Source organism: Seohaeicola zhoushanensis, from assembly GCF_014656415.1.
Lineage (GTDB): Bacteria > Pseudomonadota > Alphaproteobacteria > Rhodobacterales > Rhodobacteraceae > Seohaeicola_A > Seohaeicola_A zhoushanensis.
This window is the reverse complement of the sequence record NZ_BNCJ01000002.1, coordinates 584,955-610,786: the sequence shown is the minus strand read 5'-3', so window position 1 is coordinate 610,786 and position 25,832 is coordinate 584,955. Positions and strand designations below refer to the sequence as shown.

The 25,832-nt window shown below is 70.5% G+C and carries 28 protein-coding genes and 2 riboswitches; of the genes, 9 read left to right on the top strand and 19 right to left on the bottom strand.

The window, feature by feature from the left end; translation table 11 throughout:
- The 7 genes from IE266_RS06925 to cbiE all read right to left on the bottom strand — a co-directional run bounded on the left by IE266_RS06925 (position 1) and on the right by cbiE (position 5,540).
- Positions 1-171, bottom strand: a complete 171-nt coding sequence (locus IE266_RS06925; protein ID WP_189679301.1) for a CbtB domain-containing protein — start codon at positions 169-171, stop codon at positions 1-3.
- A 33-nt stretch (positions 172-204) separates the two neighbouring features.
- A riboswitch (cobalamin riboswitch) is annotated at positions 205-415 on the bottom strand.
- Between the two features lie 33 nt (positions 416-448).
- Positions 449-1,189, bottom strand: coding sequence for a precorrin-6A synthase (deacetylating) (cobF, locus tag IE266_RS06920; protein ID WP_189679300.1), 741 nt, complete (start codon positions 1,187-1,189; stop codon positions 449-451).
- Entirely contained in the window at positions 1,189-1,911 is a 723-nt protein-coding gene (cobA, locus tag IE266_RS06915; RefSeq protein ID WP_189679299.1) for a uroporphyrinogen-III C-methyltransferase, read from the bottom strand. Before cobA ends, cobF begins: the two co-directional genes overlap by 1 nt.
- On the bottom strand, positions 1,908-3,215 hold the full coding sequence (locus IE266_RS06910) for a cobyrinic acid a,c-diamide synthase CobB (RefSeq protein WP_189679298.1): 1,308 nt from the start codon (positions 3,213-3,215) through the stop codon (positions 1,908-1,910). Before IE266_RS06910 ends, cobA begins: the two co-directional genes overlap by 4 nt.
- On the bottom strand, positions 3,212-3,982 hold the full coding sequence (gene cobM, locus IE266_RS06905; protein WP_189679297.1) for a precorrin-4 C(11)-methyltransferase: 771 nt from the start codon (positions 3,980-3,982) through the stop codon (positions 3,212-3,214). The genes IE266_RS06910 and cobM overlap by 4 nt, the downstream gene beginning before the upstream one ends.
- Positions 3,979-4,341, bottom strand: a complete 363-nt coding sequence (locus IE266_RS06900; RefSeq protein WP_189679296.1) for a cobalamin biosynthesis protein — start codon at positions 4,339-4,341, stop codon at positions 3,979-3,981. Before IE266_RS06900 ends, cobM begins: the two co-directional genes overlap by 4 nt.
- The gene (gene cbiE, locus IE266_RS06895) at positions 4,338-5,540 is read right to left on the bottom strand and encodes a precorrin-6y C5,15-methyltransferase (decarboxylating) subunit CbiE (protein WP_189679295.1); all 1,203 of its coding nucleotides are present in this window, start codon (positions 5,538-5,540) and stop codon (positions 4,338-4,340) included. The genes IE266_RS06900 and cbiE overlap by 4 nt, the downstream gene beginning before the upstream one ends.
- On the opposite strand from cbiE, the gene IE266_RS06890 reads away from it, so the two are divergent.
- The gene (locus IE266_RS06890) at positions 5,539-6,291 is read left to right on the top strand and encodes a cobalt-precorrin-6A reductase (RefSeq protein WP_189679294.1); all 753 of its coding nucleotides are present in this window, start codon (positions 5,539-5,541) and stop codon (positions 6,289-6,291) included. The genes cbiE and IE266_RS06890 overlap by 2 nt on opposite strands.
- Here IE266_RS06890 and cobJ read toward each other — a convergent pair.
- The 9 genes from cobJ to IE266_RS06845 form a co-directional block, all read right to left on the bottom strand.
- Positions 6,264-7,016, bottom strand: coding sequence for a precorrin-3B C(17)-methyltransferase (gene cobJ, locus IE266_RS06885; RefSeq protein ID WP_189679293.1), 753 nt, complete (start codon positions 7,014-7,016; stop codon positions 6,264-6,266). The two genes, IE266_RS06890 and cobJ, sit on opposite strands and share 28 nt — an antisense overlap.
- Complete coding sequence (gene cobI, locus IE266_RS06880) at positions 7,013-7,741, bottom strand: precorrin-2 C(20)-methyltransferase (protein WP_189679292.1); 729 nt, start codon at positions 7,739-7,741, stop codon at positions 7,013-7,015. Before cobI ends, cobJ begins: the two co-directional genes overlap by 4 nt.
- Complete coding sequence (locus tag IE266_RS06875) at positions 7,738-8,367, bottom strand: precorrin-8X methylmutase (RefSeq protein ID WP_189679291.1); 630 nt, start codon at positions 8,365-8,367, stop codon at positions 7,738-7,740. Before IE266_RS06875 ends, cobI begins: the two co-directional genes overlap by 4 nt.
- Positions 8,367-9,488 (bottom strand): precorrin-3B synthase, encoded by a 1,122-nt coding sequence (gene cobG / locus IE266_RS06870; protein WP_189679290.1) that lies wholly within the window; start codon positions 9,486-9,488, stop codon positions 8,367-8,369. The genes IE266_RS06875 and cobG overlap by 1 nt, the downstream gene beginning before the upstream one ends.
- On the bottom strand, positions 9,485-12,718 hold the full coding sequence (gene cobN, locus IE266_RS06865; RefSeq protein WP_189679289.1) for a cobaltochelatase subunit CobN: 3,234 nt from the start codon (positions 12,716-12,718) through the stop codon (positions 9,485-9,487). The genes cobG and cobN overlap by 4 nt, the downstream gene beginning before the upstream one ends.
- A gap of 67 nt (positions 12,719-12,785) precedes the next feature.
- Positions 12,786-13,823, bottom strand: a complete 1,038-nt coding sequence (gene cobW, locus IE266_RS06860; RefSeq protein ID WP_189679288.1) for a cobalamin biosynthesis protein CobW — start codon at positions 13,821-13,823, stop codon at positions 12,786-12,788.
- Positions 13,820-14,206 carry a DUF1636 family protein gene (locus tag IE266_RS06855; RefSeq protein WP_189679287.1) on the bottom strand — a complete coding sequence of 129 codons (387 nt, stop codon included), beginning with the start codon at positions 14,204-14,206 and terminating at the stop codon, positions 13,820-13,822. The genes cobW and IE266_RS06855 overlap by 4 nt, the downstream gene beginning before the upstream one ends.
- Positions 14,207-14,289: 83 nt before the next feature.
- Positions 14,290-14,474: riboswitch (cobalamin riboswitch) on the bottom strand.
- Positions 14,475-14,525: 51 nt separating this feature from the next.
- Entirely contained in the window at positions 14,526-15,125 is a 600-nt protein-coding gene (locus IE266_RS06850) for a nucleoside/nucleotide kinase family protein (protein WP_189679286.1), read from the bottom strand.
- The gene (locus IE266_RS06845) at positions 15,122-16,093 is read right to left on the bottom strand and encodes a LysR family transcriptional regulator (protein WP_189679285.1); all 972 of its coding nucleotides are present in this window, start codon (positions 16,091-16,093) and stop codon (positions 15,122-15,124) included. Before IE266_RS06845 ends, IE266_RS06850 begins: the two co-directional genes overlap by 4 nt.
- 83 nt (positions 16,094-16,176) lie before the next feature.
- Here IE266_RS06845 and IE266_RS06840 point away from each other — a divergent pair, with 83 nt between their 5' ends.
- The 5 genes from IE266_RS06840 to IE266_RS06820 all read left to right on the top strand — a co-directional run bounded on the left by IE266_RS06840 (position 16,177) and on the right by IE266_RS06820 (position 21,109).
- Entirely contained in the window at positions 16,177-17,058 is an 882-nt protein-coding gene (locus IE266_RS06840; protein ID WP_229863914.1) for a phytanoyl-CoA dioxygenase family protein, read from the top strand.
- Between the two features lie 169 nt (positions 17,059-17,227).
- On the top strand, positions 17,228-18,136 hold the full coding sequence (locus IE266_RS06835; RefSeq protein ID WP_189679283.1) for a LysR family transcriptional regulator: 909 nt from the start codon (positions 17,228-17,230) through the stop codon (positions 18,134-18,136).
- A 188-nt stretch (positions 18,137-18,324) separates the two neighbouring features.
- On the top strand, positions 18,325-18,795 hold the full coding sequence (locus IE266_RS06830; RefSeq protein ID WP_189679282.1) for a nucleoside deaminase: 471 nt from the start codon (positions 18,325-18,327) through the stop codon (positions 18,793-18,795).
- Between the two features lie 140 nt (positions 18,796-18,935).
- Positions 18,936-20,642: an adenylate/guanylate cyclase domain-containing protein gene (locus IE266_RS06825; RefSeq protein WP_189679281.1), complete on the top strand. Its 1,707-nt coding sequence runs from the start codon at positions 18,936-18,938 to the stop codon at positions 20,640-20,642.
- A gap of 68 nt (positions 20,643-20,710) precedes the next feature.
- Positions 20,711-21,109 (top strand): VOC family protein, encoded by a 399-nt coding sequence (locus IE266_RS06820; RefSeq protein WP_189679280.1) that lies wholly within the window; start codon positions 20,711-20,713, stop codon positions 21,107-21,109.
- Here IE266_RS06820 and IE266_RS06815 read toward each other — a convergent pair.
- The 3 genes from IE266_RS06815 to IE266_RS06805 form a co-directional block, all read right to left on the bottom strand.
- Positions 21,106-21,651 carry an NADPH-dependent FMN reductase gene (locus IE266_RS06815; protein WP_189679279.1) on the bottom strand — a complete coding sequence of 182 codons (546 nt, stop codon included), beginning with the start codon at positions 21,649-21,651 and terminating at the stop codon, positions 21,106-21,108. The genes IE266_RS06820 and IE266_RS06815 overlap by 4 nt on opposite strands.
- Before the next feature lie 14 nt (positions 21,652-21,665).
- On the bottom strand, positions 21,666-22,307 hold the full coding sequence (locus tag IE266_RS06810; RefSeq protein ID WP_189679278.1) for a YiaD family glycine zipper/OmpA-like lipoprotein: 642 nt from the start codon (positions 22,305-22,307) through the stop codon (positions 21,666-21,668).
- Between the two features lie 136 nt (positions 22,308-22,443).
- The gene (locus IE266_RS06805; protein ID WP_189679277.1) at positions 22,444-23,295 is read right to left on the bottom strand and encodes a bifunctional helix-turn-helix domain-containing protein/methylated-DNA--[protein]-cysteine S-methyltransferase; all 852 of its coding nucleotides are present in this window, start codon (positions 23,293-23,295) and stop codon (positions 22,444-22,446) included.
- 148 nt (positions 23,296-23,443) lie between these two features.
- Between IE266_RS06805 and nth the strand changes: the two genes are divergently transcribed.
- Genes nth through IE266_RS06790 form a run of 3 tightly spaced genes read left to right on the top strand, consistent with a single transcriptional unit; the run spans position 23,444 to position 25,670 of the window.
- Positions 23,444-24,088: an endonuclease III gene (nth, locus tag IE266_RS06800; protein WP_189679276.1), complete on the top strand. Its 645-nt coding sequence runs from the start codon at positions 23,444-23,446 to the stop codon at positions 24,086-24,088.
- Positions 24,085-25,074: an adenosine kinase gene (locus IE266_RS06795; RefSeq protein WP_189679275.1), complete on the top strand. Its 990-nt coding sequence runs from the start codon at positions 24,085-24,087 to the stop codon at positions 25,072-25,074. Before nth ends, IE266_RS06795 begins: the two co-directional genes overlap by 4 nt.
- Positions 25,071-25,670, top strand: coding sequence for a GNAT family N-acetyltransferase (locus tag IE266_RS06790; RefSeq protein WP_189679274.1), 600 nt, complete (start codon positions 25,071-25,073; stop codon positions 25,668-25,670). Before IE266_RS06795 ends, IE266_RS06790 begins: the two co-directional genes overlap by 4 nt.
- Positions 25,671-25,832 lie beyond the last annotated feature (162 nt).

Genomic DNA, 25,832 nt, shown 5'->3' with positions numbered 1-25,832 from the left:
TTAGTGGCAGGGGAAACCGGTCGCGTGGCGCACGTCGTGTGCCGCGTCGTGCAGGGCCGATGCCTGCAGGTGACCTGCGACCATCACCACACCAAGGCCCAGAGCGGCGACCATAAGGGCCTGCACCAGACCGGCGCGCGCAGAGGCCGCGGTTCTTGCAATTGCGTTCATGTCTATCTCCTTCCTGTCACACCCGACAGTGTTCTAGTCCGTTTCGGCCTGGTCGGTCTCCTGGCTCGCGGGTCGCTGCGTGCTGTCGGCCTTCCCCGCCCAGGGCGAGTGGTTATTCGACAGACGCTCGCCGCTTACAGTCGCGGGGGCGGCTTCGGCATTGGCGGCCCCGAGGGGCCCTCCGCACCGAATTCCCAATTGCCCGACGGACCATCCGCCGGACACCAGGCCCTTTTGGTGTATCCCGCACCGTCAGCCTCTGGCAAGAGACAATACGTCAGCGGCGGCGGCGCAGCAGGTAAATGTCCATTATCCAGCCATGGTTCGCGCGCGCCTCTGTGCGCTCGGACAGGATCTGCGCCGACCTCTCGGCCAATGGACCGGAAATCAGCATCTCTTCGGCCATGCCGAGATAGGCGCCCCACCAGATGTCGATTCCCTCGGGGTCGAGCGCCTGGAAGGAACAGGAGCCGTCGAGCATCACCGCCACGGTATCCACCCCAGCCGGCCAGCCCTGGCCGCGAAGCTGCCGCCCGGTGGTGACGATGAAGGGCGCGCCGATCTCGTTCACGGCGATGGCATGGGCGGCGGTCAGCGCCTGCAGCGCGGTGATGCCGGGGATGACCTTCACCCGCAGCTCGGGAATGCGCGCGGCGATGCGCAACGAGCTGTCGTAGAGCGAGGGATCGCCCCAGATCAGCAGCGCGACGGTTCGCGCCTCCGGGTGCTGTTCGATCGCCGCACCCCAGGCGGCGGCAATGGCGTCGTGCCAGGCGTCGACGCCGGTGCGATAGTCGCCCGAGGCATCGCGCACCGGGAGGTCGAACTCGACGATCCGGGTTGCAGCACCTTCGAGCGCCGAGGCGCAGATCTGGTGCCGCAGGTCGGCAAGATCGGCCTTGTCCGGCCCTTTGCGCGGAATCAGGATCAGGTCGGCGGTGCGCATCGCCCGGACCCCGGCAAGCGTGACATGCTCGGGGTTGCCGGTGCCGATGCCGATCAGAAGCAGCTCGCGCATCAGCCCTCCTCGGCCAGCGGGCCGTAGAGGATCAGCGCCGGCGTATTGGTAAGCGCGCCCTTCAGCCGCTCGGCCAGTTCGGCCAGGGTGGTGCGGCTGATCGCCTGCTCGGGCGTGCTCACCGCTTCGGCCAGCAGCGCAGGGGTCGTTTCGGGCAGCCCATGGGCCACCAGCATCTCGACCAGCGCCGGGAAGGTGCGCTTGCCCATGAAGACCACCGTCGTCGCCTCGGCGTCGGCCAGCGCGGCGAGGTTCAACCCCTCGGGCAGTTGCCCGGTGACATCGTGGCCGGTGACGAATTGCACCCGCCGCGCGGTCAGCCGCCGGGTCAGCGGAATGCCCGCCGCCGCCGCCGCCGCGCAGGCCGAAGGCACGCCCGGCACGATCTCGTAGGGGATGCCGACCGCGCGCAGGGCCACCAACTCCTCTTCCAGCCGCCCGAAAAGCCCGCCGTCGCCGCTTTTCAGCCGCACCACCCGCGCGCCGTCCTGGGCGTAGTCGACCAGAAGCTGGCTCACGTGGTCCTGCTTGGGCGAGGGCCGCCCCGCCCGCTTGCCGACGCCCACCAGGTCGGCATCGCGGCGGGCATGGGCCAGGATCGGCCCCGAGGACAGGTCGTCGAACAGCACGGCGTCGGCCCGTTTCAGCCGGTCCACCGCCTTCAGGGTCAGAAGCTCCGGGTCGCCCGGCCCCGAGCCGACAAAGCTCACGAATCCGGTCATGCGGTCTCCGCGATCAGGTGGAAGAAAGTGCCGGTCACATGGCCCCGGCGCGAGCCGGTCTCGGGCACGGTTGCGCCCTCGGCGTCGCGCACCTCGGCCAGCGGGGCGTCGGGTTCTTCCAGGATGGTCGAATAGTGGAACTCGTGCCCGCGCAGCCCCGCCCCGGCGGCAAAGCCCGGCATCGGCGCGTTGAGCCGGGCGAGGCGATAGCCGAGGTGCAGCTTGCGCTTCTCGTAGCTGGTCACCAGGCCCAGCAGCCCGGCCATTCGGTGACGGGCGCCCTGCTTGTCGATCAGAGCCTCGCCCAGCGCCATGTAGCCGCCGCATTCGCCGTGCACCGGGCGGGTTTCGGCATGCGCGCGCAGCCCGGCGCGGAAACGGTCGGCATTGGCGAGCACGCCGGCATGCAGTTCCGGGTAGCCGCCCGGCAGCCAGACCAGGTCTGCGTCCGGCGCGGGGGCCTCGTCGGCCAGCGGCGAAAACGGCAGGATCTCGGCCCCGGCGGCGCGCCAGCCTTCGAGGATATGCGGATAGGTGAAGGAAAACGCCGCGTCCTGCGCCAACGCGATAAGCTGCGCCGGGGGCTGCGGCAGTCTCCCGCCCGTGCCCTGCGGATGGGCAGCGGCCGCCGCGCGGATCGCGGCGAGGTCGACGTTCTCGCGCAGGAAGCTGGCATAGCCGGCGATGGCGGCCTCGAGGTCGGGGTGTTCCACCGCCTGGATCAGGCCGAGGTGCCGCTCGGGCAGCACCAGGTCGCCCCGGCGCGGCAGCGAGCCGAGCACCTTGAGGCCCACCCGCTCCATCCCCAGCCGGGTCAGCCGTTCGTGGCGCGGGCTGGCGACGCGGTTCAGGATCACCCCGGCGATGATCAGGTCGTCGCGGTAGCGGGCAAAGCCCAGCGCCGTGGCCGCCGCCGATTGCGCCTGCCCCGAGACGTCCAGCACCAGCACCACCGGCCACCCCATGCGCGCCGCCGTCTCGGCGCTGGACCCGTGGCCGGTTGCGCCGGGAAAGGCGACGCCGTCGAAGAGACCCATCGAGCCTTCGGCAATCACCAGGTCCGCCCCGTCGGCCCGCGCCGCGATGGTGTCGAGCAGCCCCGCCCCCATCGCCCAGCTGTCGAGGTTGAACGAGGCCCGCCGCGCCGCCGCGAGGTGGAAGGCCGGGTCGATGTAATCCGGCCCGCTCTTGAACGGCTGCACCGTCAGCCCGTCCTCGGCGAAGGCGCGCAAGAGGCCCAGCATCACCGTGGTCTTGCCGGTCCCGGAACTCGGGGCGGCGACCAGCAGGCCGGGCGTGCTCATGCCTGCCCCCGCGCCGATTGCGGGCGATAGCGGCGGTCGTAGTCGGTTGAATACAGGCAGCTTTCGCCGAAGTCGGCATTGCCCAGCGCGCGGCCGACAAGGATCAGCGCGGTGCGGTCGATCTCGGGCGTCATCTGCGCCGCGATATCGGCCAGCGTGCCGCACAGGATGCGCTGGTCGGGCCAGCTGGCGCGATAGACCACCGCCACCGGGCAATCGGCACCATAGAAGGGCGACAGCGCCTCGACGACGCTGTCGAGCGTGTGGATCGAGAGGTGAATGGCCAGCGTCGCCCCGGTGGCGGCGAAATTCGCCAGGCTCTCGGCTTCGGGCATGGCCGAGGCACGGCCCGGCGTGCGGGTCAGCACCACCGACTGCACCAGGCCCGGCAGCGTCAGTTCCGCGCCCAGCGCGGCGGCGGCGGCGGCAAAGCTCGGCACGCCGGGGGTGACGGAAACCGGGATGCCCTCGGCGCGCAGGCGGCGGATCTGCTCGCCCATGGCCGACCAGACCGAGAGGTCGCCGGAATGCAGCCGGGCGACGTCCTGCCCCGCCTCATGCGCGGCGCGGCATTCTGCGATGATCGCGTCAAGGTCGAGCGGCGCAGTGTTGACGATCCTCGCGCCAGGCGGGCAATGGGCGAGGATCTCTTCCGGGACCAGCGAGCCGGCGTAGAGGCAGACCGGGCAGGCGGCGATCAGGTCGCGCCCCCGCAGGGTCAGCAAGTCGGGCGCGCCCGGTCCGGCGCCGATGAAATGCACGGTCATCTGGGTATTCCTTCTGCAATCGCGCAGGTCGCCATACGGTCGGGGCTGACCATCCTTGGACAGGTCAGCCGCGCCCCCTTTCCAACGGCGGACAGGGCGGCGGCCTCGGCCACGCTGCCGGTGCCGCGTTCGGCCTGCACGCGGGGCGAGTGGGTAAGGGTTTGGGCGGCGCGGATCGCCGCCTCGGGGATTTCGTGCACCGGCAGGCCCAGTGCGCCGGCAAAGGCGCGGAAGGCCGGCGTGGCGCATTTGTCTGTCGGAGCGGCCAGCGCATCGGGGCGCGCGCGCGTGGCGGCAAGCGCCGCGTGCAGGCTGGCGGGGGTGGCGCCGGCGCGAAAGCCGAACCCGGCGACGATCATCGCAGGACACTCCACTGCATGATCGGATAGGCCGATCTCCAGCCGCGCCTGCGCCCCAGCGGCGCGGCCTCGGCCAGTTCGATGCGCAGCAGGTCGCCGCCCTTATCGGCCTGCCATTGCGCCAGCAGCGCCTCGGATTCCAATGTCACCGCATTGGCGACCAGCCGCGCGCCCGGCGGCATCGCGGCCCAGAGCGTGTCAAGCAGCCCCGCCGAGAGGCCGCCGCCGATGAACACCGCCTCGGGCGGGGCCAGCCCCGCCAGCGCCTCGGGCGCGCGGTCTTCGACAAGCCGCAAGCGGTGGTCGACGCCGAAGCGCGCGGCGTTGCCCATCAGGCGAGCGGCGCGCGCGGGGTCGGCCTCGATGGCGGTGGCGGTAAGGTCAGGCCCAGCCAGCAGCCATTCGATTGCGACCGAACCCGAGCCCGCGCCGATATCCCAAAGGTGTTCGCCCCGGCACGGCGCCAGCGCCGAAAGCGTCAGCGCCCGCACCGGGCGCTTGGTGATCTGGCCGTCATGGTCGAACCAGTCGTCGGTACGGCCCGTGGCCAGCGCCAGCACCCGCCCCTGCCCCACGACGTCCACTCCGGCGCAGACCGGGTGGGCGATGTCGGCCAGCGCGAAGCCCTGGGCAGTGGCGGTGCGCACCCGCTCGCGTGGGCCGCCCAGCGCCTCGAGCACATGCAGGCGGCTGTCGCCAAAGCCCTGCCGGGCCAGCCATTCGGCCAGCGCCGCCACCGCAGCACCGTCGCGCAGCAACACCAGCGCGCGGACGCCCGGCGCCACGACGGGCCGCAGCCGGTCCAGCGGCGCGGCGTGCAGGCCAAGACAGGGCGTCGCCTCGAGCGGCCAGCCCAGCCGCGCGGCGGCCAGCGCGAAGGTCGAGACACCGGGAAAGGCGCGCCATTCGCCGGGGGCGAGATCGCGCACCAGCACAGAACCGGCACCGAACCAGAAGGGATCGCCCGAGGCCAGCGCCACCACCTGCCGACCGCGATGGGCCATCAGCAGCGGGATGCCCTCGGCAAAGGGCACCGGCCAGGCGATGGTCTCGGCCTGCAGCGGCCCCAGCAGGGCGAGGTGACGGGGCGGGCCGATGACGATTTCCGCCACCTCCAGCGCCGCCCGGCTTGCACCCGTCAGCCCATCCGGGCCATCTTCGCCCAGACCGATGATGGTGAGCCACGGAGCCTCAGACATGACCCTGAACCTGCTTGTGCTTGGCGGCACCACCGAGGCGACCGCGCTGGCCAAGACCCTGGCCGAGAACGATATTCCCGCCACCTTCTCCTATGCCGGCCGCACCGAGGCGCCGCAGGGCCAGCCGCTGCCGGTGCGGGTCGGCGGCTTTGGCGGGGCGCGCGGGCTGGCGGACTGGATCACCGAGAACCGCATCACCCATGTGATCGACGCGACCCATCCCTTCGCCGCCCAGATGAGCGCCAATGCGATCAACGCCTGCGAGGAGGCCGGCGTGCCGCTGGCCGCCCTTACCCGACCCGCGTGGCAGGCCCAGCCCGGCGACCGCTGGATCCATGTCCCGGACATTCCCGCCGCCGTCGAGGCCCTGGGCGAGCGGGCGCAGCGCGTGATGCTGGCGATCGGCCGGATGCACCTGGACGTCTTCGCCGCCGCGCCCTGGCATTTCTACCTGCTGCGCCTGGTCGATGCGCCCAAGGCTACGCTGCCCCTGCCCGACTGCGCCGTCGAGGTCTCGCGCGGGCCCTTCACGGTCGAGGGCGATATCGCGCTGATGGAGCGGCACCGCATCTCGGTCGTGGTCTCGAAGAACGCCGGGGGCAACGGCGCGCGCGCCAAGCTCGACGCGGCGCGGGCGCTGGACCTGCCGGTGGTGATGATCGACCGCCCCGCGCTGCCGAAGCGGCACGAGGTCCACACGGTAAAGGCGGCGCTCGACTGGGTTCATGCCGGCACCGAGCGCGGCGTATAGACGATATCGCCGCCGGGCCGGCGCAGGATGCGCGTGGCCGAGTTGCCCAGGATCACCACGGTGCGCATGTCGGCCATCTCGGGGCGGGCCTCGGTCAGCGGCACCGTGAGGATCTGCTCTTCGGGGGTCGAGACGGCGCGGGCGAAGATCACCGGGCGGGCATCGCCGCAAGCCTCGCGCAGCACGTCCAGCGCGCGGGCGAACCCCTCGGGGCGCGAGGCGGAGCGCGGGTTGTAGAAGGCCATCGCCAGATCGGCCTCGGCGGCGAGGCGCAGGCGTTTCTCGATCAGCGCCCAGGGCTTGAGGTTGTCCGACAGGTTGATGGCACAGAAATCATGCCCCAGCGGCGCCCCGGCGCGGGCCGCGGCGGCGAGCATGGCGGTGATGCCGGGCAGCACCTCGATCTGCAGCGCCTGCCATTCGGCCGGGCCGGTCTCTAGCGCCTCGAACACCGCCGAGGCCATGGCAAATACGCCTGGATCGCCCGAGGAGACCACCACAACCTGCCGACCCGCCGCCGCCATCTCCAGCGCATGGGCGGCACGGTCGAGTTCGACGCGGTTGTCCGTGGCGTGCAGGGTCAGCCCCGGGCGCGGGGCGACGCGGGCAACATAGGGGATATAGCCGACGACGTCGCTCGCCCCGGCCAGCGCGGCGGCGACCTGCGGCGTCACAAGACCCTCTGCCCCCGGCCCGAGACCGGCGATGACCAGCCGCCCGCTCATGGCCGCCGGCCCTGCCCGTGCACGATGACGATGGAGAAATAGGGCGCCTTTTCGCAATCGGCCTCGGCCAGCAGCGTCACCGACTGGCCCGGCATGGCGGCATATTCCACCAGCCAGGCGCGCGCCGTCAGCCCGGCGGCATCCAGCGCACGGCGCACCTTGGGCAGGTTGCGGCCCAGCTTCATCACAACCAGCGCATCGGCGGCCTGCATGTGGCGCAGCAGGTCCTCCTCGGACAGCGTGCCCATCAGAACCGTCAGCACGTCGTCGCCCCAGGTGATCGGCTGGCCGGTGGCGGTCCAGGCCGCCGACATGCCGGTGATCGCGGGCACCACCTCGACGGGCACCACGTCCTTGAGGCGCGCGTAGATGTGCATGAACGAGCCATAGAAGAACGGGTCGCCCTCGCAGAGCACCACCACGTCCTCGCCGCCCTCGGCCAGCGCGCGCAGGTGGGCGCAGCAGTCGGCATAGAAGGACGACAGGATTTCGTTGTAACGCGGGTCATCCAGCGGGATCTCGGTCGTCACCGGGTATTCCATCGGGAATTCGACCGCGCCCTCGGGGATCATGCCGTCGACGATCCGCCGCGCCTGCCCGCCCTTGCCCTTCTTGCGGAAGAAGGCGACGTGGCGCGCGTTGCGCAGCAGTCGGTCGGCCCGGACCGACATCAGGTCGGCCGCGCCGGGGCCGAGACCCAGCCCGTATATCGTTCCCATGCTCATTCCTTGCGGCTCGCCAGCGCGTTGATCGCCGCCACGGTGATCGCGCTGCCGCCGAGGCGGCCCCTGACGATCACCGAAGGCACCGGCTGCGCGTCCCAGAGCGCATCCTTGCTCTCGACCGCGCCGACAAAGCCGACCGGGCAGCCGATGATGGCGGCGGGGCGCGGACAGGCCGGGTCTTCCAGCATGTTGAGCAGGTGGAACAGTGCAGTCGGCGCGTTGCCGATGGCGATCACCGCGCCCTCCAGGTGCGGCCGCCACAGTTCCAGCGCGGCGGCAGAGCGGGTATTGCCCATCTCGCGGGCCAGCTCGACCACGCCGGGATCGTGCAGCGTGCAGATCACCGCGTTGTCGGCCGGCAGGCGGGCGCGGGTCACGCCCTCGCTGACCATGCGCGCGTCACAGAGGATCGGCGCTCCGGCCTCCAGCGCGCCACGCGCGGCGGCGGTGAAGCCGGGCGAGAATTCGATGAAGGGCGCCAGGTCGACCATGCCGGCGGCATGGATCATCCGCACCGCCACCTGTTCGGCGTCCTTGTCGAAGCGGTCCAACGCCGCCTCGGCCCGGATCGTCGCGAAGGACTGGGCATAGATCGCGGCGCCATCGGTCTGGTATTCATAGGGCATCACAGCGTCTCCCGTCCGTTCATCAGTTCGTCATGCGCCAGTCCGCGCCGGGCCGGCTCATCCCACGAAGCGCCGTGGCGGACAAGGTCGAAGGCGCCCTCGCGCCCGACCAGCGTTACATCCGCCTTGCGCGGGAAGGCACAGCCCTTGGCGCAGCCCGAAACATGCAGGCTGCCCTCTGTCTGGGCAGCGAGTTTCAGCGCCAGCGCGCGGGTCTCGACCGTGGCCGAGGCGCAGGCCGGCGCACCGGCGCAGGCATGGGCGGCCAGCAACCGGCTGCCGGGCTCGGTCACGAAACCGGGGCGGCGGGCCTCGGTCACGCCGGGCAGCAGGATCATCCGCCAGGGGGTGAGAATGACCTCCTGCGCGCCGGTCTGGTCGAGCAGGCCGCGCAGCGCGGTCTCGGTCATGCTGCCGAAGGCGACGCCAAGCAGGAAGCCCTCGGCGCGCCGTCCCGGTTCGGGGCGGCGGGCGACAAGGGCGGGCATCTCCTGCTGCCAGACATCCGGCAGGCGGTCGGCCAGCGCCCGCATCCGCCGCGCTTCGGGCGTCTGGTGCTGGGCGAACCAGTAGGCCAGCATGATCGCCGCATCCACCGCCTCTTCGGGCGCGACCAGCCGGCCCCAGTCGGCCCCGTCGGCACGGATCAGCAGGCCGCCGTCGCTGGCCCGCTCGAAACGGATGTCGGCGGGATCGCCCGTCAGCACCGGAGCGTCGCCGCAGTCAATGGCAAAGCCGAACTTGGCCGGCAGCGGCGGCAGCGCGTCAAGCCGGGCGACCAGTTCCTCGGCCAGCTGCCAGCTGAGGTCGCCCCGCTCGCAGAAGGGCGTCATCATGATGTTGCGCCGTTTCTCGGTCGCCGGGTCGGGATCGATCAGGCGCAGGTCCAGCAGCTGGTCGAGCAGCGGCTGATAGCCCTCGCCCCGGACGCCGCGCAGCTGCAGGTTGGCGCGGTTGGTCAGGTCGATGATCCCATTGGCCAGCCCGCGCGCGGCGCTGCAGAGGCCCAGCGCCTGGTCGCGGGTGATATGCCCCATCGGCGGACGCACCCGCAGGATCAGCCCGTCGCCCGAGCGCATCGGCGTCCAGGCGCCGGGGCACCAGCCCTTGATCTCGCTCATGCCCCCGCCTCCATCTGCGCGCGGATCGAGTTGCGCCGCGTCTGCCAGAGCCCGGCGGCGGCCAGCGCGGCGAACTGCGCGCGCATGGCGTCATGGGCGCCGGGATTGGCTTGCTGCAGGAAGGCCGCGACCTGCACATCACCCAGTGTCGCGTCATAGTAGAGATCGAACAGATGCGGCTGCACCGCCTGGGCGAGATTGGCGAACCCCGCCATGTGATCGAGCGTCGCCGCGATCTCGGCCGCGCCGCGGAAGCCATGGCGCATCATGCCGCCGATCCAGCCGGGATGGGCGGCGCGGGCGCGCACCACGCGGGCGATCTCCTCGTCAAGCGGGCGGGCGCGCGGCGCGCCGGGACGGGTGTTGTCGAGGTGGTAGAGCGCGGCCTTGGCCCCGCCCGTCACCGCCTTAGCGGCGGCGAAACCGCCCTCGTGCGCGGCATAGTCGGCAGCCAGCAACAGGTCGGTCTCGGGCAGGTCCTGGGCATGCACGAAGACGTCCGAGGCCGCGACCCGCGCGGCGATGCCGTCGCGGTCGCGCGCGGCCTCGGTGCCGTCGATCGCCCAGGCGCTGGCGTCAAGCCAGGCGCGCCCGGCTTCGCCGCGCGCCTCGTCGGTGAAGGTCTCGGCAGCATGGCCCATGCCGAGGCCATAGCTGCCCGGCGCCGGGCCGAAGACCCGCGCCACCGCCGCCTGCCCGGCATAGGGGTTCCAGTCGGGCGCCTCGTCGCGCTCGGCCAGCGCGCGCACCGCCTGCCCGAACAACGCCGAGAGCGCGGGGAAGACATCGCGGAACAGCCCCGAGACGCGCAGGGTGACGTCGATCCGAGGGCGTTCCAGCAGGGTGATCGGCAGGATCTCGACGCCCGACACCCGCTCGCTGCCCGCATCCCACATCGGCTTCGCCCCCAGCAGGTGCAGTGCCATGGCGAAATCCTCGCCCGCCGTGCGCATGGTGGCCGACCCCCAGAGGTCGACGACCAGCCCCCTGGGATAGTCGCCCTGCTCCTGCAGGTGGCGGCGCACCAGTTCCTCGGCCAGCTTGACGCCCTGGGCATGGGCCGCCCGCGTCGGCACGCTTCGCGGATCGGTGGTGAACAGGTTGCGCCCCGTCGGCAGCACGTCGCCGCGCCCGCGCCAGGGCGAACCCGACGGCCCCGCCGCCACCCGCCGCCCGCGCAGCGCGGCAGCCAACCCCTCGCGTTCTCCCGCGCCGGTGCCCCAGATGTGCAACCCCTCGCCGAACTGGGTCTCCTTGATGTCGCAGACGAAACGGTCGATCCGGGTGATCGCCTCGGCGGCGCTGGCGGCGGCGTGCAGCCCGAGGTCATCTTCGACTCCCAGCGCGCGGGCCTCGTCGCGGATCTCGCCCTGCAGCCGGTCGCGGCGCCGCGGGTCGAGGCCGTCGGCGTTCGAGAATTCGTCAAGCAGCGCCTCAAGCCGCACGAACCGTTCGGGCGTGCCGCTGTCCCTTAGCGGCGGCGGCAGGTGGCCCAGCGTCACCGCCCCGATCCGCCGCTTGGCCTGCGCCGCCTCGCCGGGGTCGTTGACGATGAAGGGATAGATTACCGGCACCGCGCCGATCAGCGCCTCGGGCCAGCAGGCGTCCGAAAGCGCCACCGCCTTGCCCGGCAGCCATTCCAGCGTGCCATGCGCGCCGACATGGATCAGCGCGTCGAGACCCTGCGCCCGCAGCCAGAGGTAGAAGGCGACATAGGCATGGCGCGGCACGCGGGCGAGGTCGTGGTATTCATCGTCGCGCAGGCCAGCGTCGCCCCGCTCGGGCTGCAGCGCCACCAGCACGTCGCCGCGCCATATGGCGGCAAAGCGGAAGGCGCCGTCGGGGGCCTCCTGTTCCGACTCGCCCCAGCGCGCGGCAAGCGCGGCCTGCAACGGCTCGGGCAGCCCTGACAGCGCGGCACGGTAGTCGTCCAGCGGCCAGGCGATGGTCTGTTCCAGCGCCTTGTCCAGCGGTTCGCCCGCCTCGGTCTTCCAGCCCAGCATGTCGAGATCGGACAGGATCGCCTCGCCCGAGGCCAGCGCGTCGAGGCCCACCGCATGGGCCATCTGCCAGTCCTTGCCGGGATAGGTCGAGAGCACCATGGCCGCCCGCCCCGCCCGGCCCCGCCGCAGCGCCGCCCAGGCCGCCGCGCGGCGGGCGATGGCCTCGATCCGGTCCGGCGCGGGCCTGTGTTCATGGCGCGCGAATTCCAGCTCCGGGTCGCGCGCACCGGCCTCCTTGAACGAGGCGACGCCGGCAAGGATGCGCCCGTCGACCTCGGGCAGCACGACATGCATGGCAAGGTCGGCGGGCGACAGGCCACGCTCTGCGCCCTCCCAGGCCTCCCGCGTGCTGGTCGCCAGCGCCACCTGCAGTACCGGCGCATCGGCGGCGTCCAGCGGCGAGGCCCCGCCCGCGCCGATGCCCGAGAAGGCGGTGGCGTTGACGATCACGTCGGGGGCCATCCGCGCCACCTGCCGGGCCAGCCATCCGGCGGCCTCGGGCGCCTTGAGCGAGGGCACGAAAAGCGCGGCGACGTCAAAGCCCTGCGCCTGCAACGCCGCCTGCAGCGCCGCGATGGGCGCGGTGTCGGCGGCGGCGAGATAGGCGCGGTAGAAGGTGATGAGCGCGCGGGGACGCACCCCCGGCGGAAACGCAACGGCGGGGCAGACAACTCCGCCCTCGGGCGTCCAGGCCCCGACCTGAGGCAATGTCTTGGCCCCGCGCACCGGCCCGGCATACAGCCCCGCCGCCAGCGCCAGCTGCGCCAGCGCCGCCTGCGCCGAGACCGCCCCGCCCATGTCGCAGAGCGCCGCCAGCCGCCGCAGCGTCGAGACCGGCAGCGTCGAGACCGCGTCAAGCCGCTCGTCCACCCGGCCGTCCGCCGGCAGCACCGCCAGGGCGATGCCCCGCGCGCGAGCCAGCGCCTCGACCTGCTGGAGGCCGTAGGCCCAGTAGGGCAAACCGCCGATCAGCCGGATCAGGATGCCCTTGGCCCCCGCCAGCGTCTGCTCGACATAGGTATCGACCGACAGCGGATGTTTCAGCGCCGCCAGGTTGGCCAGGCGCAGGGCGGGCAGCCGGCCCGCCCCCCGGTGCCAGCCCGCCGCAAAGGCGCCCAGGTCGCTGTCCGAGAAGGACAGCACCACCAGGTCCGCCGGGCTCTGGCCCAGGTCGGTCGGGGTTTCGGTTTCCTCCAGCCCGTGGCTCTCGCGGAAGACAACGTGCATGGCTCAGCTCTCCCCAGTGAGGAGAGCGGGCCTGTCTTCACCGAGATGGGGGCCAAGAGTCATCCGGTTATCCCGCCAGCGCCTCGCGGATCGCGGCCTCGTCGATGTCGTCGTGCTCGGCGATCACGACCAGTCGGCCGCGCCGCGCCTCGCCCGGCGCCCAGGGGCGGTCGAACTGGTGGCGCACCCGCGCGCCCACCGCCTGCACCAGAAGTCGCATGGGTTTTCCACTGACCGCCGCATAGCCCTTGACCCGGAGTATATTACGGGTCGAGGCCAATGTGGATATCTTCGCGGCCAGCTCCTCCGGGTCGGTCAACTCGGGGATCTCGACCACCACCGACTCGAAGTCCTCGTGGTCGTGGTCGTCGGCGCCGTCATGGTGGCTAGGGCGGGCGTCGATGTCGTCCTCGGCGGCCGCGCCCAGGCCCAGGATCACCCGCGGGTCGACCGCGCCCTCGGCGACCTCGACCACCGGCAGCGGGCGCGGCGCCTCGGCGGCGATCACCGCGCGGGCCTTCGCGAGCCCCTCGGGACCGGCGAGGTCGGGCTTGGTCAGCAGCACGATATCGGCGCAGGAGATCTGGTCCTCGAAGACCTCGGACAGCGGCGTCTCGTGGTCGAGGCTGTCATCCGCGGCCCGCTGGGCATCGACACGCGCCACGTCCGGCGCAAAGCGACCGGCCGCCACCGCCTCGGCATCGGCCAGGGCGATCACCCCGTCGACGGTGATCTTCGAGCGGATATCGGGCCAGTCGAAGGCCTTGAGCAAGGGCTTGGGCAGCGCCAGTCCCGAGGTCTCGATCAGGATGTGATCGGGGCGCGGATCAAGCGCCATCAGCGCCTCGATGGTCGGGATGAAATCGTCGGCCACGGTGCAGCAGATGCAGCCATTGGCCAGTTCGACGATGTTCTCGGCCGGGCATTCGGGAATGGCGCAGGATTTCAGGATCTCGCCGTCGACGCCGACATCGCCGAACTCGTTCACCACCACGGCCAGGCGCTTGCCGTTCGGGTTCTGCATCAGGTGGCGGATCAGCGTCGTCTTGCCGGACCCGAGAAAGCCGGTGATCACGGTGACGGGGAGCTTGGTGAGGTCTTTCATTCGGGGATCTCCAGCGGGGGAATTCGGGCGATGCAGTTCTTGCGGAAATGTTCGGGGCGCTCGCGCCAGGGCACCAGCCCGTCGGCGGTGGCGTGATAGCGGCTGGCGCCCTCGTGCACGAGCGCGGCCTTCTCGGGGTCGAGCCGGCCATAGACATAGGTCCAGCGCGCCGGGCCGCCGCGCAGCACGACCGAGCAGCCGGAATCGCAGTTCGACAGGCATTCGACCGGCTTCAGCGTCAGCCCCTCGGGCCAGTCCATCGTCTCCAGCTCGGCCAGCAGCCGCGCGCCGGGGCGCGGCTCGCCCTCGATGACAGGCAGGCCCATCCGGCAGGTGGTGCAGACCAGCAGTTCGGTCGCGGCAGTCGTGGTCACGGGTTCCATTCCTTCATTCAGGCAGGGGAATGGCCGAATCCGGTCAGGGACCCGTCCCCGGAACACCCCGCCCGGTTCACGTCGTCGTCGCTGCTGGCAGGTCTCCCGGCTTGCGGATGTCAGGTTTCCCTGGCGGCTGCCCTGCCTTCCCGGCCCCGTCGGGACCAGTGGCTGCGGGCGACCTCTCCGGTCACGGTCGCGGGGGCGGCTGCGCTTGGGGCTGTTCTCCCCTGTCGCATTCCCTTTTCACCCGAAGAAACCGCCTCCGGGCACCAGCGTCCGGCATCTGCGCAGCCGGGCCCCGGCTTGTCAAGCTTGGGCGCGGCAATCAGAGCAGGATGGCCGCGGGATCCCGGCTTGCCCGCACGAAGGCGACGTTCGCCATGTCGTTCGCGTCGGCCCGCCGCGCCGCCGCTTCGGGGTCAAGCCCCTGGGCCTGCCAGCGCGCCAGCAGCCGCGCGCGCAGCTCGGCATCCGGCGAATCGAGGAAGACCGAGAGCGACCAGAGCCGCGCCAGCCGGTTCCAGGGCGCATGGGTGCAGGAAAGGTAATTGCCCTCGACCACCGCGATCCGATGGGCCGGGCCAACCACGATCCGCCCGGCAATGGCGCGATCCTGGGCGCGGTCGAAATCGGGCAGGACGACCTCCGTTTCCGTCGCCAGCCGCTGCATCGCATGGACGAAACCGAGGGCGTCGAAGGTCTCGGGCGCGCCCTTGCGGTCGAGCAGCCCGCGCGGGGCGAGCACGGCGTTATCGAGGTGGAACCCATCCATCGGCACGAGGATGGCGCCGGGGCCGAGCCGCGCCACCAGTTCAGCCGCCAGCGTCGACTTGCCGGCAGCCGGAGGCCCGGAGATGGCCACGAGGTGGCGCATATCCCGTTCCGGCAGGGCCAGCACCCGCGCTTCCAGCTCGTCGATCCTCATGGCCTTCCGCCCTCCGAGAACGCCCGGCTGATGCCCGCCCAGTCGGCCAGTTCCGCAAGCGTGCGATGGGCGGCATCCGCTGCCTCGCCCGCCCGCACCGCGGCGTGCCAGACCAGCGGCAGCCCCGGCGCGGCGCTGCCCTCGGGGCGCAGCGGGCGCAGCACCAGGTCACCGCGCTCGGCCCGGTTGCGCGCGGGCCAGCCGGCGAGGATCGACACCCCCTGCCCCGCCGCCACCATCTCGAAGACCGCGCCGGTATGGCCGACCCGTATCACCCGCGTCGGGAAGGTTTGCGCCGGCTGCATGAAGCGCGCGTTTTCCAGGTCATGATGCCGCTCGAAGCTGTAGGAGAGGAAGGTTTCGCCCACCAGGTCGCCCGGTGCGATCTCGTCCTTCGCGGCCCAGGCGTGCCCCGGCGCGGCGAGCGCCACCAGCGCGTCGGTGCCCACCGCCGCGAGGTCGATCCCCGGCACCAGCGGGCGGGTCGGCGTCAGCAGCAGGTCGATGGCCCCCTCGAGCAGATCCTCGACCGTGCTGCCGCCCATGCCGGCGTGCAGCGTGACCTGCACCTCGGGCAACCGCTGCCCCAGCCAGGCGGTGAAGTCCGGCAGCCAGCGCACGTCGGCATAGGCCGCCTGCCCCAGCACCACGCGGTGACGGATGCCGCTTGCCCCGACCTCGGTCACCTCGGCCTCGACCGCCGCCAGGTCGCGCAGCAGCCGCTGGGCGGTGACCCGCAGCCGCTCGCCCGCCAGCGTCAGCACCACGCCCCGGCCCCGCTTCTCGGCCAGCGCCACGCCCAGCCGCCGCTCGGCCTCGCGCAGACGGTGGGAAAGCGCCGATTGCGTGACGCCCAGCGCCTCGGCCGCCTGGGTCAGCGCGCCGGTGCGGCCCAGCGCATCGATCATCGCCAGGTGACGCAGGTCGAGCAGCGGCAGGCGGCCTTGCCATTCATTAATTCGGCTCACGCTTTCACCACAAATTTCGAATTTGTCTCATGCAACCTGCTGCGGCATCCTCTCCATCGTCAAGCCATGAAAGGGCAAATCGGATGGCACTCGATCTGGCGGCGGAAAGCCGGAACTACGTCGAAGACTACTGGGACAAGGGCTATGCTGTGGTGCGCGGGCTGTTCCCGAAAGAGCGCATGAAGGAGATCCAGGCCGAGACGCGGCGCATCTACGAGGAAGGGCTGAAGCACCATGCCACCTATCGCGACAGGAACGTCCTCTTCGAGATCCTGCCCGAACGCTTTGCGGGGCAGCGCTATGTCCTGCAGGCCCATTGGATGTCCTGGATCTCGCCCCTGTTCGAGGAGCTGCGCCGCGACCCCGCCTATTTCGCCATGCTCGAACCTCTGCTCGGACGCGACATCCGGCAGGTCTCCAACCAGATCCACTGGAAGCCGCCCGGCGCCTCGGTGACCGGCTTCCGCTTCCACCAGGACCTGCGCTTCCGCGAAAGGATGGACGCCTACCGCGACGTGATGGCCTCCTACATCAACACCGGCCTCGCCATCGACCCGGCAACGCAGGCGAACGGCTGCCTGCGGGTGGTGCCGGGCAGCCACAAGGCGGGCTACCTCGGCCTCTCGGACGAGGGCGGCGCGCTGATGAAGGGCGAGACGGCGATGGACGAGCTGAAAAAGGTGGGGCTGGACCCGGCGGATATCGTCGACCTGGAACTGGAGCCCGGCGATGTCGCGCTCTGGGGGCTGCTGACGGTGCATGGGAGCCAGGCCAACACCTCACCCAACGACCGCGCCTTCCTGATCTCGAGCTACCTGCGCGCCGAGAAGACCGACCGTGGCGAATGGGCCTTCCGCGACGGGGTGCCGGTGCCGGTGGGACCGGAGCCGGAGATCTGCAAATACGAGCAGCTGCGCGAGAAGCCGGGGCCGTTCTACGTCGAGGACGACTGGTACGCGCGCTGAACCGGAAATCGCGCTGCGCGCGATGCCTCCGGCGGGGATATTTCAAGGCAAAAGGAAGCCGAAGATCCTGCCTTTCCTTTTGCCGGAAATATCACGGGGTCCGGGGCAGAGCCCCGGCGGCCGCAAGGCCGTTCCCCTCGGCGCGCGGCTGATCTAGTCTCGCGCCGTCATGGCCTTCTCGATCCGTCAGCTCCAGTATTTCGTCGCCGTCTGCGAACACGGCACCGTCAGCGGTGCGGCGCAGGCGCTGGCGATCTCGCAATCGGCCATCACCGAGGCGGTGAAGGGGCTGGAGGACGACCTCGGGCTGCGGCTCTTCGAGCGGCACGCGCGGGGGCTGCACATGACCCACAAGGGGCACCAGTTCCTGCGCCATGCCACCTCGATCCTGGCCGAGGTCTCGGGCGCGCGGCGGGCGATGGCCGAGCGCGACGAGGAGATCCGGGGCGAGCTGCACCTGGGCGTCACCTCGCTGATGGCGGGCTACGTGATGAGCGACCTCCTGGCGCGCTACCGGCGGGCCAATCCGCAGGTCGAGGTCTCGGCGATCGAGGACAACGGCGAATACCTGGAGCACCTGCTGATCGGTGGCGAGCTGGACGTGGCGGTGATGGTGATCTCGAACCTGCAGGACAAGCTGGCGCTGCAGGTGGAGATCCTCGACGTCTCGCCCTACCGGCTGTGGCTGCCGATGGGGCACCGGCTGGGGCAGCAGGACAGCATCCGGGTCGATGACCTCGCCGACGAACAGCTGATCATGCTGGATATCGACGAGATGGGCGGGGCGGCGACCACGCTGCTGTCGGCGCTGGGGCGCAAGCCGCGGGTGGCGTTCCGGACGCGGTCGGTCGAGGCGGTGCGCAGCCTGGTGGCGACGGGGGCCGGGGTGACGCTGCTGCCGGACCTGGTCTATCGGCCCTGGTCGCTGGAAGGCGACCGGATCGAGCAGCGCGACGTCTCGGGGGCCTTGCCGGTGGTTCAGGTCGGGATGGCCTGGCGAAAGGGCTCGCCGCTCTCGGCGGCGGCGCGGGATTTCATCGCCATCGCACAGAGCCATTCCTCGCAGCGGGGGCGGTGATTTCAGGTGTCCCAGCTAGGACGGGGGGTCATGCCATTGGATTCGCTAGATTTATTGAGGGAGTGAATCCAGGACATCGTTTTCAAGCCCGCATCGAGGCCATTTTGGCGGCAGGCGGATGGACCCCGGAGTGCTATGCTGAAGGGGTGACGAGTCGCCTTGCCCACCCGACAATCGGAGCCCCGACCATGACGCGCGACGAGATGATCTCAAACCTGCGGGCCGCGAACGAGGTGGCGATGGCCACCGCCGCGCATGGCCACCATCCCTTCGGCGCGGTGCTGGTCGGCCCCGATGGCGCGGTCCTGATGCGGCAGGGCAATATCAGCACCGTGCGCCACGCCGAGACCGAGCTGGCCCGCCGTGCCGCCGAGGCCTATGCGCCCGAGTTCCTCTGGACCTGCACGCTGGTCACGACCGGCGAGCCCTGCGCCATGTGTGCCGGAACGCTCTACTGGGCCAACATCGGGCGGCTGGTCTATGGCTACGAGGAAAGCCAGCTGCTGGCCCTGACCGGCGATCATGCCGAGAACCCGACCATGAGCCTGCCCGCGCGCAGCGTGCTCGGCTCGGGGCAGAAGACCATCGACGTGGCCGGCCCCTTCCCCGAGCTGGAGGAGGAACTGCTCGCCCCGCATCGCGACTTCTGGCAGCAATAGCTGGCGCGCCGGTACGGACTGACCGGCAATGAGCCTCGCTTTCAGGGCGATTCTGCGGCAAATTCAAAGACAGACCACGGCGTGGTTCTCACATTTGCAGTCTTGATGGCGCATGCCTCTCTTGAACGGAGAATTGGCCCATGCATCGAAAGCTTGCGACGATCCTGGTGGGCGACATCGTCGGCTCGACCGCCCAGATGGAACGCGACGAAGAAGCCGCGGTGCGCCGGTTCCAGGACTGTCTCGGCGCAGTGAGCCAGACGGTGCAGGACCACGATGGCCGCGTCTTCAACCGCGCCGGCGACGCGGTGCTGGCGGAATTCTCCAGCCCGGTGAACGCGCTGCGGGCGGCGATGGAGGCGCGCGGGGCGCTGGCGCGGGTCGATGCGAGTTCGCCGAGCGACATGCGGTTCGGCCTGCATATCGCCGACGTGATGGAGGTGGACGGCGACCTGCGCGGCGACGGCGTGAACATCGCCGCGCGCATCCAGTCGGGGGCCGAGCCGGGCGCCATCGACACCAGCCGGATGCTGGTCGACCAGGTGCGGCGCAATTCGCCCTGCATCTTCGACGACCTGGGCGAGCGCAGCTTCAAGGGCATCAGCGAGCCGATCCAGATCTTCCGGGTGCGCGACGAGTTCGGCAGCCACCGCTGGCAGCCAAGGCGCGAGAGCACCGCCCATGCGCCCGGCAAGCGGCCGAATTCGATTGCCGTGGCGCCCTTGTCGGCCAGTTCGGCGGATGACGCGCAGCAGGCGCTGGCCGAAGGGCTGACCGAAGACCTGGTGGTGGAACTCAGCCGGGTGTCGCGGCTCTTCGTCGTCTCCTCGACCGCCAGCGCGGCGATTGCGGGGATGGAGCCGCAGGCCATCGGCGACCGGCTGGGCGTGCGCTATGTGCTGAGCGGGTCGGTGCGGCTGATCGGCGACCGGCTGCGCCTGAACCTCTCGCTGACCGAGACCGAGGCGGGGCAGATCGTCTGGTCGGACCGCATCCAGCGCCCCTTCGGCGAGTTCCTCGACATGATGGACGAGATCACCGCCAAGGTGAGTGCCACGGTGACGGGCCGGATGCTGGCCGCCGATACCGATGTAGCGCGGCGCAAGCCCGCCGGATCGCTGACCGCCTATGAATTCTACCTGCGCGGGCTGGACGCGCACCGGCGCGGCGGCGTGACCGACGACAATATCCGCGAGTCGATGAAATGGTTCGACAAGGCGGTGGAGGCCGACCCGAATTTCGCTCGGGCGCGGGCGATGTGGGTCTGCTCGGCCTCGTGGCTCGACGATTACGACTGGGACGAAGGGCGGCGGCGGCTGCGCGCGGCGCTGGAGGTCGACCCCGACGACCCCGAGACCAACCGGGTGCTGGGGTCGATCCTGATCTGGGAGGGTCGTTATGACGAGGCCCGCGCCTTCCACGAGAAGGCGATGCGCAACGCCCCGAACGACGCCTATATCCTGGGGAAATCGGCGAACTACTATATCCGGGTGGGTGACTGCGACCGCGCGCTCGCCCTGCTGGACAAGGCCGAGGCGCTTGATCCCTTCGTGCCGGTCTGGCTCTCGGAGCTTCGCGCGACGGCCTATTACATGCAGGGGCGCTACGAGGAGGCCCTCGCGCTGCTCAAGGGGCTGCCCTACCAGACCCGCGACAGCCGGCTTTACCGCGCCGCCTGCCATGTCGCCCTGGGCGATGTCGCCACCGCGCAGGGGATCGTGCGCACGGCCGTTGGCATGACCTCGGGGCTGAGCCAGTCCTATGTACGCCAGCGCGAGCCGTTCCAGGACGAGGCGGTGCGCGACGAACTGGTGGCGCGGCTGGCCGAGGCGGGGCTGCCGGCCTGATTAGCGGTGGAATTGCGGGCCGGTGTCGTGGCAGAACCTCTGCCATAGCCCCCAGCGGAGCCTTTCCCATGACGCCTGCCCTCGCCTCGCTTGACCACCTGGTGCTGACGGTTGCCGATATCGGCGCGACGGTGGACTTCTACACGCGGGTGCTGGGGATGCGGGCCGAGGTCTTTCATCCCGCCGACGGGTCGGAGCGCCATGCGCTGGTCTTCGGTCGGCAGAAGATCAACCTGCACCCCAGGGGCGGCGAGTTCGACCCCAAGGCGGCGCATCCAGCGCCGGGGACGGCCGATCTCTGCTTCCTCAGCGAGGTTCCGGTGGCCGACTGGCAGGCGCATTTTGCGGCCTGCGGCGTGGCGGTCGAGGAAGGCCCGGTGCGGAGGACGGGGGCGACGGGGCCGATCCTGTCGGTCTACCTGCGCGATCCCGACGGCAACCTGATCGAGGTGTCGAACCCGCTCTAGCCGCGCTCGACCTCGGCGCGGAGCTTGTCCATCAGCGTGACGAGGGTTTTCGTATAGCGGTCCGAGGTCAGGCGGCCCCGGTCGTCGAACTGGGTGCGGCTGTCGGCGACGTGCAACTCGGGGCCGCTGAGCAGGCGCGACTGGAACGGCACCAGCAGGCTGCGCAGGATCATCTGCGAGCGTTCGCCGCCGGCACGCCCGCCGGCCGCCGACATCACCGCGACGGGCTTGCCGGCCCAGGGGTTGCTCTCGGTCCGGCTGACCCAGTCGAGCGCGTTCTTCATCACGCCGGAGGGGCCCTTGTTGTATTCCGGGCAGGAGATCGCCACGGCGTCGGCGGCGGCGATCTGGTCGGCGAGGGTCTGCACCTCGGGCGGGATGCCCTCGGCCTCTTCCAGGTCGCCGTCGTAGAGCGGCAGGCGCAGGTCGGCGACGGTGAGCCGCGCGGGATCGAAGTGCCGCGCGGCCTCGTGCATCAGCTTGCGGTTGGTCGCCTCCTTGCGGAGTGAGCCGGATATGACCAGCAGGTGATGCCGCGCCATGCCCTGCGCGCCCGTCAGCGGGTCGGGATGATGACGACCTCGACGCGGCGGTTGCGCGCCCGGCCCTCGGGGGTGAGGTTCGAGGCGATCGGCGCATCCTCGCCACGGCCGACGATCTGGATGCGGCCGGCGGCCACGCCCGAGTTGATCAGCACGCTGCCGACCGAGCTGGCGCGGCGTTCGGAGAGGTCCTGGTTGTAGGCGGCATCGCCGGTGTTGTCGGTATGGCCGACCACCTGCACCGTCGAGTTCGGATAGGCGCGCAGGTTGCTGGCCAGCGCGCCGAGGTCGCGCTGCAGGTCGGAGCGGACGGCGTAGCTGTCCGTGGCGAAGAGGATGTCCTGCGGCAGGGTCACGATCAGCCTGTCGCCGGTATTGGTGATGGTGCCGTTGTTCATCGAGGCGCGGAGCTCGGCCTCCTGCTTGTCGAGGCTCGAACCGATCAGCCCGCCGGCGATGCCGCCGATGGCGGCCCCGGCGATGGTGGCCTCGCTGTCCTTGCCGATCAGCTGGCCAAGCGCCGCGCCGACGCCGGAACCGATCAGCGCGCCCTGGTTGCGGTTGCGGTTCTCGGGGTCGTTCAGGACGGGATCGTTGCAGGCGGTCAGGAAAAGGGTTGCGCCGATGGCGGCGAGAATGGGGGTCTTCAGGGTCATGTCGTTAGCTGCCTTGTGCTCGCGCCGCGTTCTTCCGGCGGTCAGGAACGCATCAAAGCACCAATTGTTCCCCGGCACAGCCCCAAATCGGCGCGCGCCGGCGGAAGGTCGCGCATCCGTGAACGATGGCCCGGCCTCAGGCCTCGGCGCGGGCGGCTTCCCAGGCGAGCATGGCGCGCTTGACCGGCAGGCCCCAGTGATAGCCGCCCAGCCCCCCCGACTTGCGCAGGGCGCGGTGGCAGGGGATCAGCCAGCTGACCGGGTTGCGCCCCACCGCCGTGCCGACCGCACGCACCGCCCTCGGCGCGCCGATGGCGCCGGCGATCTCGGAATAGGTGGTGACCTGGCCCGAGGGGATGGTCAACAGCGCCTCCCAGACCTTGATCTGGAACGGCGCGCCGATCAGGAACAGCGGCGTATCGGAAAGCTTGCCCTCCCCCGCTCCGAAGGCCGAGAGCGCCCAGGGCCGCAGCCGCATCACGTCCTCGACAAAGGTGGCGCGGGGCCAGCGCCCGGTGAGATCCTCCATCGCCGCCTCGGCCCCGGTCTCGGCGGCGAAGGCGATGCCGCAGATGCCCTTGTCGGTGCCCATCACCAGCGCCGGGCCGAAGGGGCTTTCGAACCAGCCCCAGTAGATCGTCAGCCCCTCGCCCGCGCGGGCATAGTCGCCGGGGCTCATCGCCTCCCAGCGCAGGAAGAGATCGTGCAGCCGGCCCGAGCCGGAGAGGCCTGTCGAGAGCGCGGTCTCCAGCGTGGTGAAGCGCTCGGCCAGCAGCGCCTTGGCATGGCCTAGGCGCAGGTATTGCTGGTAGCGCTTGGGCGAGACGCCGACCCAGGCCGAGAACAGCCGCTGGAAGTGCGCCGGGCTCATGCCCATCTCGGCGGCGAGGTCGTCGAGGCTCATGGCTTCGCCGCCCTGGTCGATCAGCTCGATGGCGCGACGCATGACGTTGTAGTGATAGCCGGTTTCCGGGAGGGCGACGTTCATGGGGGCGGCTCCTTGTGCTTGGGCATCAATCTACGCCTTCAGGGCCAATCGTGCGACCCGGTTCCTGCGCTTAGACCCGCGCGGCGCGCCGGTGGGGCGGCGGATTCCCCGTTGCAGGCGGCGCGTGGCTGCGGCATCAAGGCCGGCGATGGCCCGACAACTCGATTATCACACGATCCGCGAGATCTTCACGCGCTTCCATGCCGCCGAGCCCGAGCCCAAGGGCGAGCTCGAGCATGTGAACGCCTTCACCCTGCTGGTTGCCGTGGCGCTGTCGGCGCAGGCGACCGATGCCGGGGTGAACAAGGCGACGCGCAGGCTCTTCCCCATCGCCGACACGCCCGAGAAGATGTTGGCGCTTGGCGAGGAAGGGCTGACCGAGCATATCAAGACCATCGGCCTGTTCCGCCAGAAGGCGAAGAACGTAATGAAGCTTAGCCGCATCCTCCACGAGGAATACGGCGGCGTGGTGCCGAACTCGCGCGCCGCGCTGCAGTCGCTGCCGGGGGTTGGCCGCAAGACCGCCAACGTGGTGCTGAACATGTGGTGGCACTATCCGGCGCAGGCGGTCGACACCCATATCTTCCGGTTCGGCAACCGCTCGGGCGTGGCGCCGGGCAAGACCGTCGATCATGTCGAGCGCGCCATAGAGGACAATATTCCCGCAGATTTCCAGCTTCATGCGCATCACTGGATGATCCTGCACGGGCGCTACACCTGCGTGGCGCGCAAACCCAAATGCGGAGCCTGCCTGATCAGGGATCTCTGCCAGTTCGAGGACAAGACCCCATGAAAACCTACGATCTCGTCGGCATCGGCAATGCCATCGTCGATGTCATTTCCAAGGCCGAGGACACCTTCCTCGACCACATGGGGATCGAGAAGGGCATCATGCAGCTGGTCGAGCGCGAGCGGGCCGAGCTGCTGTATGGCGCGATGGAGGGCCGGGTCCAGACACCGGGCGGATCGGTCGCCAATACCATCGCAGGCGCAGGCGCGCTGGGGCTCGCCACCGCCTTCATCGGCCGGGTGCGCGACGATGCGCTGGGGCGGTTCTATGCCGATGCGATGCAGGACAACGGCATCGATTTCGCCAACCCGCCGGTTGCGGGCGGCGAGCTGCCGACCTCGCGGTCGATGATCTTCGTCTCGCCCGATGGCGAGCGGTCGATGAACACCTACCTCGGGATCTCCTCGGAACTCAGCTCGGACGACGTCTCGGCCGAGGTCGCGGGGCGGGCGAAGATCATGTTCCTCGAGGGCTATCTCTTCGACAAGGACAAGGGCAAGACCGCCTTTCTCGAGGCCGCGCGCGATTGCCGCAAGGCCGGCGGCAAGACCGGGATCGCCATCTCGGACCCCTTCTGCGTCGAGCGTCACCGCGCCGACTTCCTGCGGCTGATCGAGCATGAGCTGGATTACGTGATCGGCAACGAGGCCGAGATCCGCTCGCTCTACGAGACCGAGGACCTGGAGGAGGCGCTGGCCAAGGTCTCGGCGATCTGCCCGCTGGTGGTCTGCACCCGTTCGGGCGATGGCGTCACGGTGCTGGCCGAGGGGCAGCGGATCGACGTGCCGGTGGTCAAGGTGGTGCCGGTGGATGCCACCGGCGCGGGCGACCAGTTCGCCGCGGGCTTCCTTTATGGCCTGGCGACGGGGCGCGACCTGGAGACATGCGCCAAGATCGGCTGTGTCTGCGCCGGCGAGGTGATCGGCCACATCGGCCCGCGCCCCGAGGCGGACATGCCGGCGCTGCTGCGCGAGGCGGGTCTGCTGTGACGCTGGACGACGGCTTTTACGAGGTTCCGCGCGGGCGCGTCGCCACGGTGGTGACCCATCTCGAGATGCGCGCCCCTGCCCCGCTGCGGCCCTGCGCGCCGCCCGAGGGCTGCGAACTGCGCCGCATCGAGGCACCGGAGGCCGAATGGTACCGCAATCTCTTCGTGCGGGTCGGCGGCATGGACTGGCTGTGGTTCTCGCGGCTGCGGATGCCCGAGGCGCAGCTGCTGGGGATCCTCCGCGACCCCAAGGTGCAGGTCTTCGCGCTGGAGAAGGACGGCCGGGCCGAGGGGCTGCTGGAGCTCGACTTCCGCGCGGCGGGCGAATGCGAGCTGGCCTTCTTCGGGGTCAGCGCCGCGCTGCTCGGGACCACGGCGGGGCGCTTCCTGATGAACCATGCGATCGGGGCGGCTTTTGCCGGCGATATCGCCCGGCTGCACGTGCACACCTGCACGCTGGACCACCCGCGCGCGCTGGGGTTCTACCTGCGCTCGGGCTTCGAGGCCACGCGCCAGCAGGTCGAGGTGCAGCCGGACCCGCGGCTGACCGGCGACCTGCCCGAAAGCGCCGCGCCGCAGGTGCCGATCTTTCGGTGATTTCTGGGGAGTATCCCCGCAGGCCAGCCCTTTCCCCCTCACCCTAACCCTCTCCCCCGTGGGGAGAGGGGATCGGTTGCGCGGGGTGGTGGGGGGCTTTCCCCCTCACCCTGACCCTCTCCCCCGTGGGGAGAGGGGATCGGTTGCGCGGGGTGGTGGGGG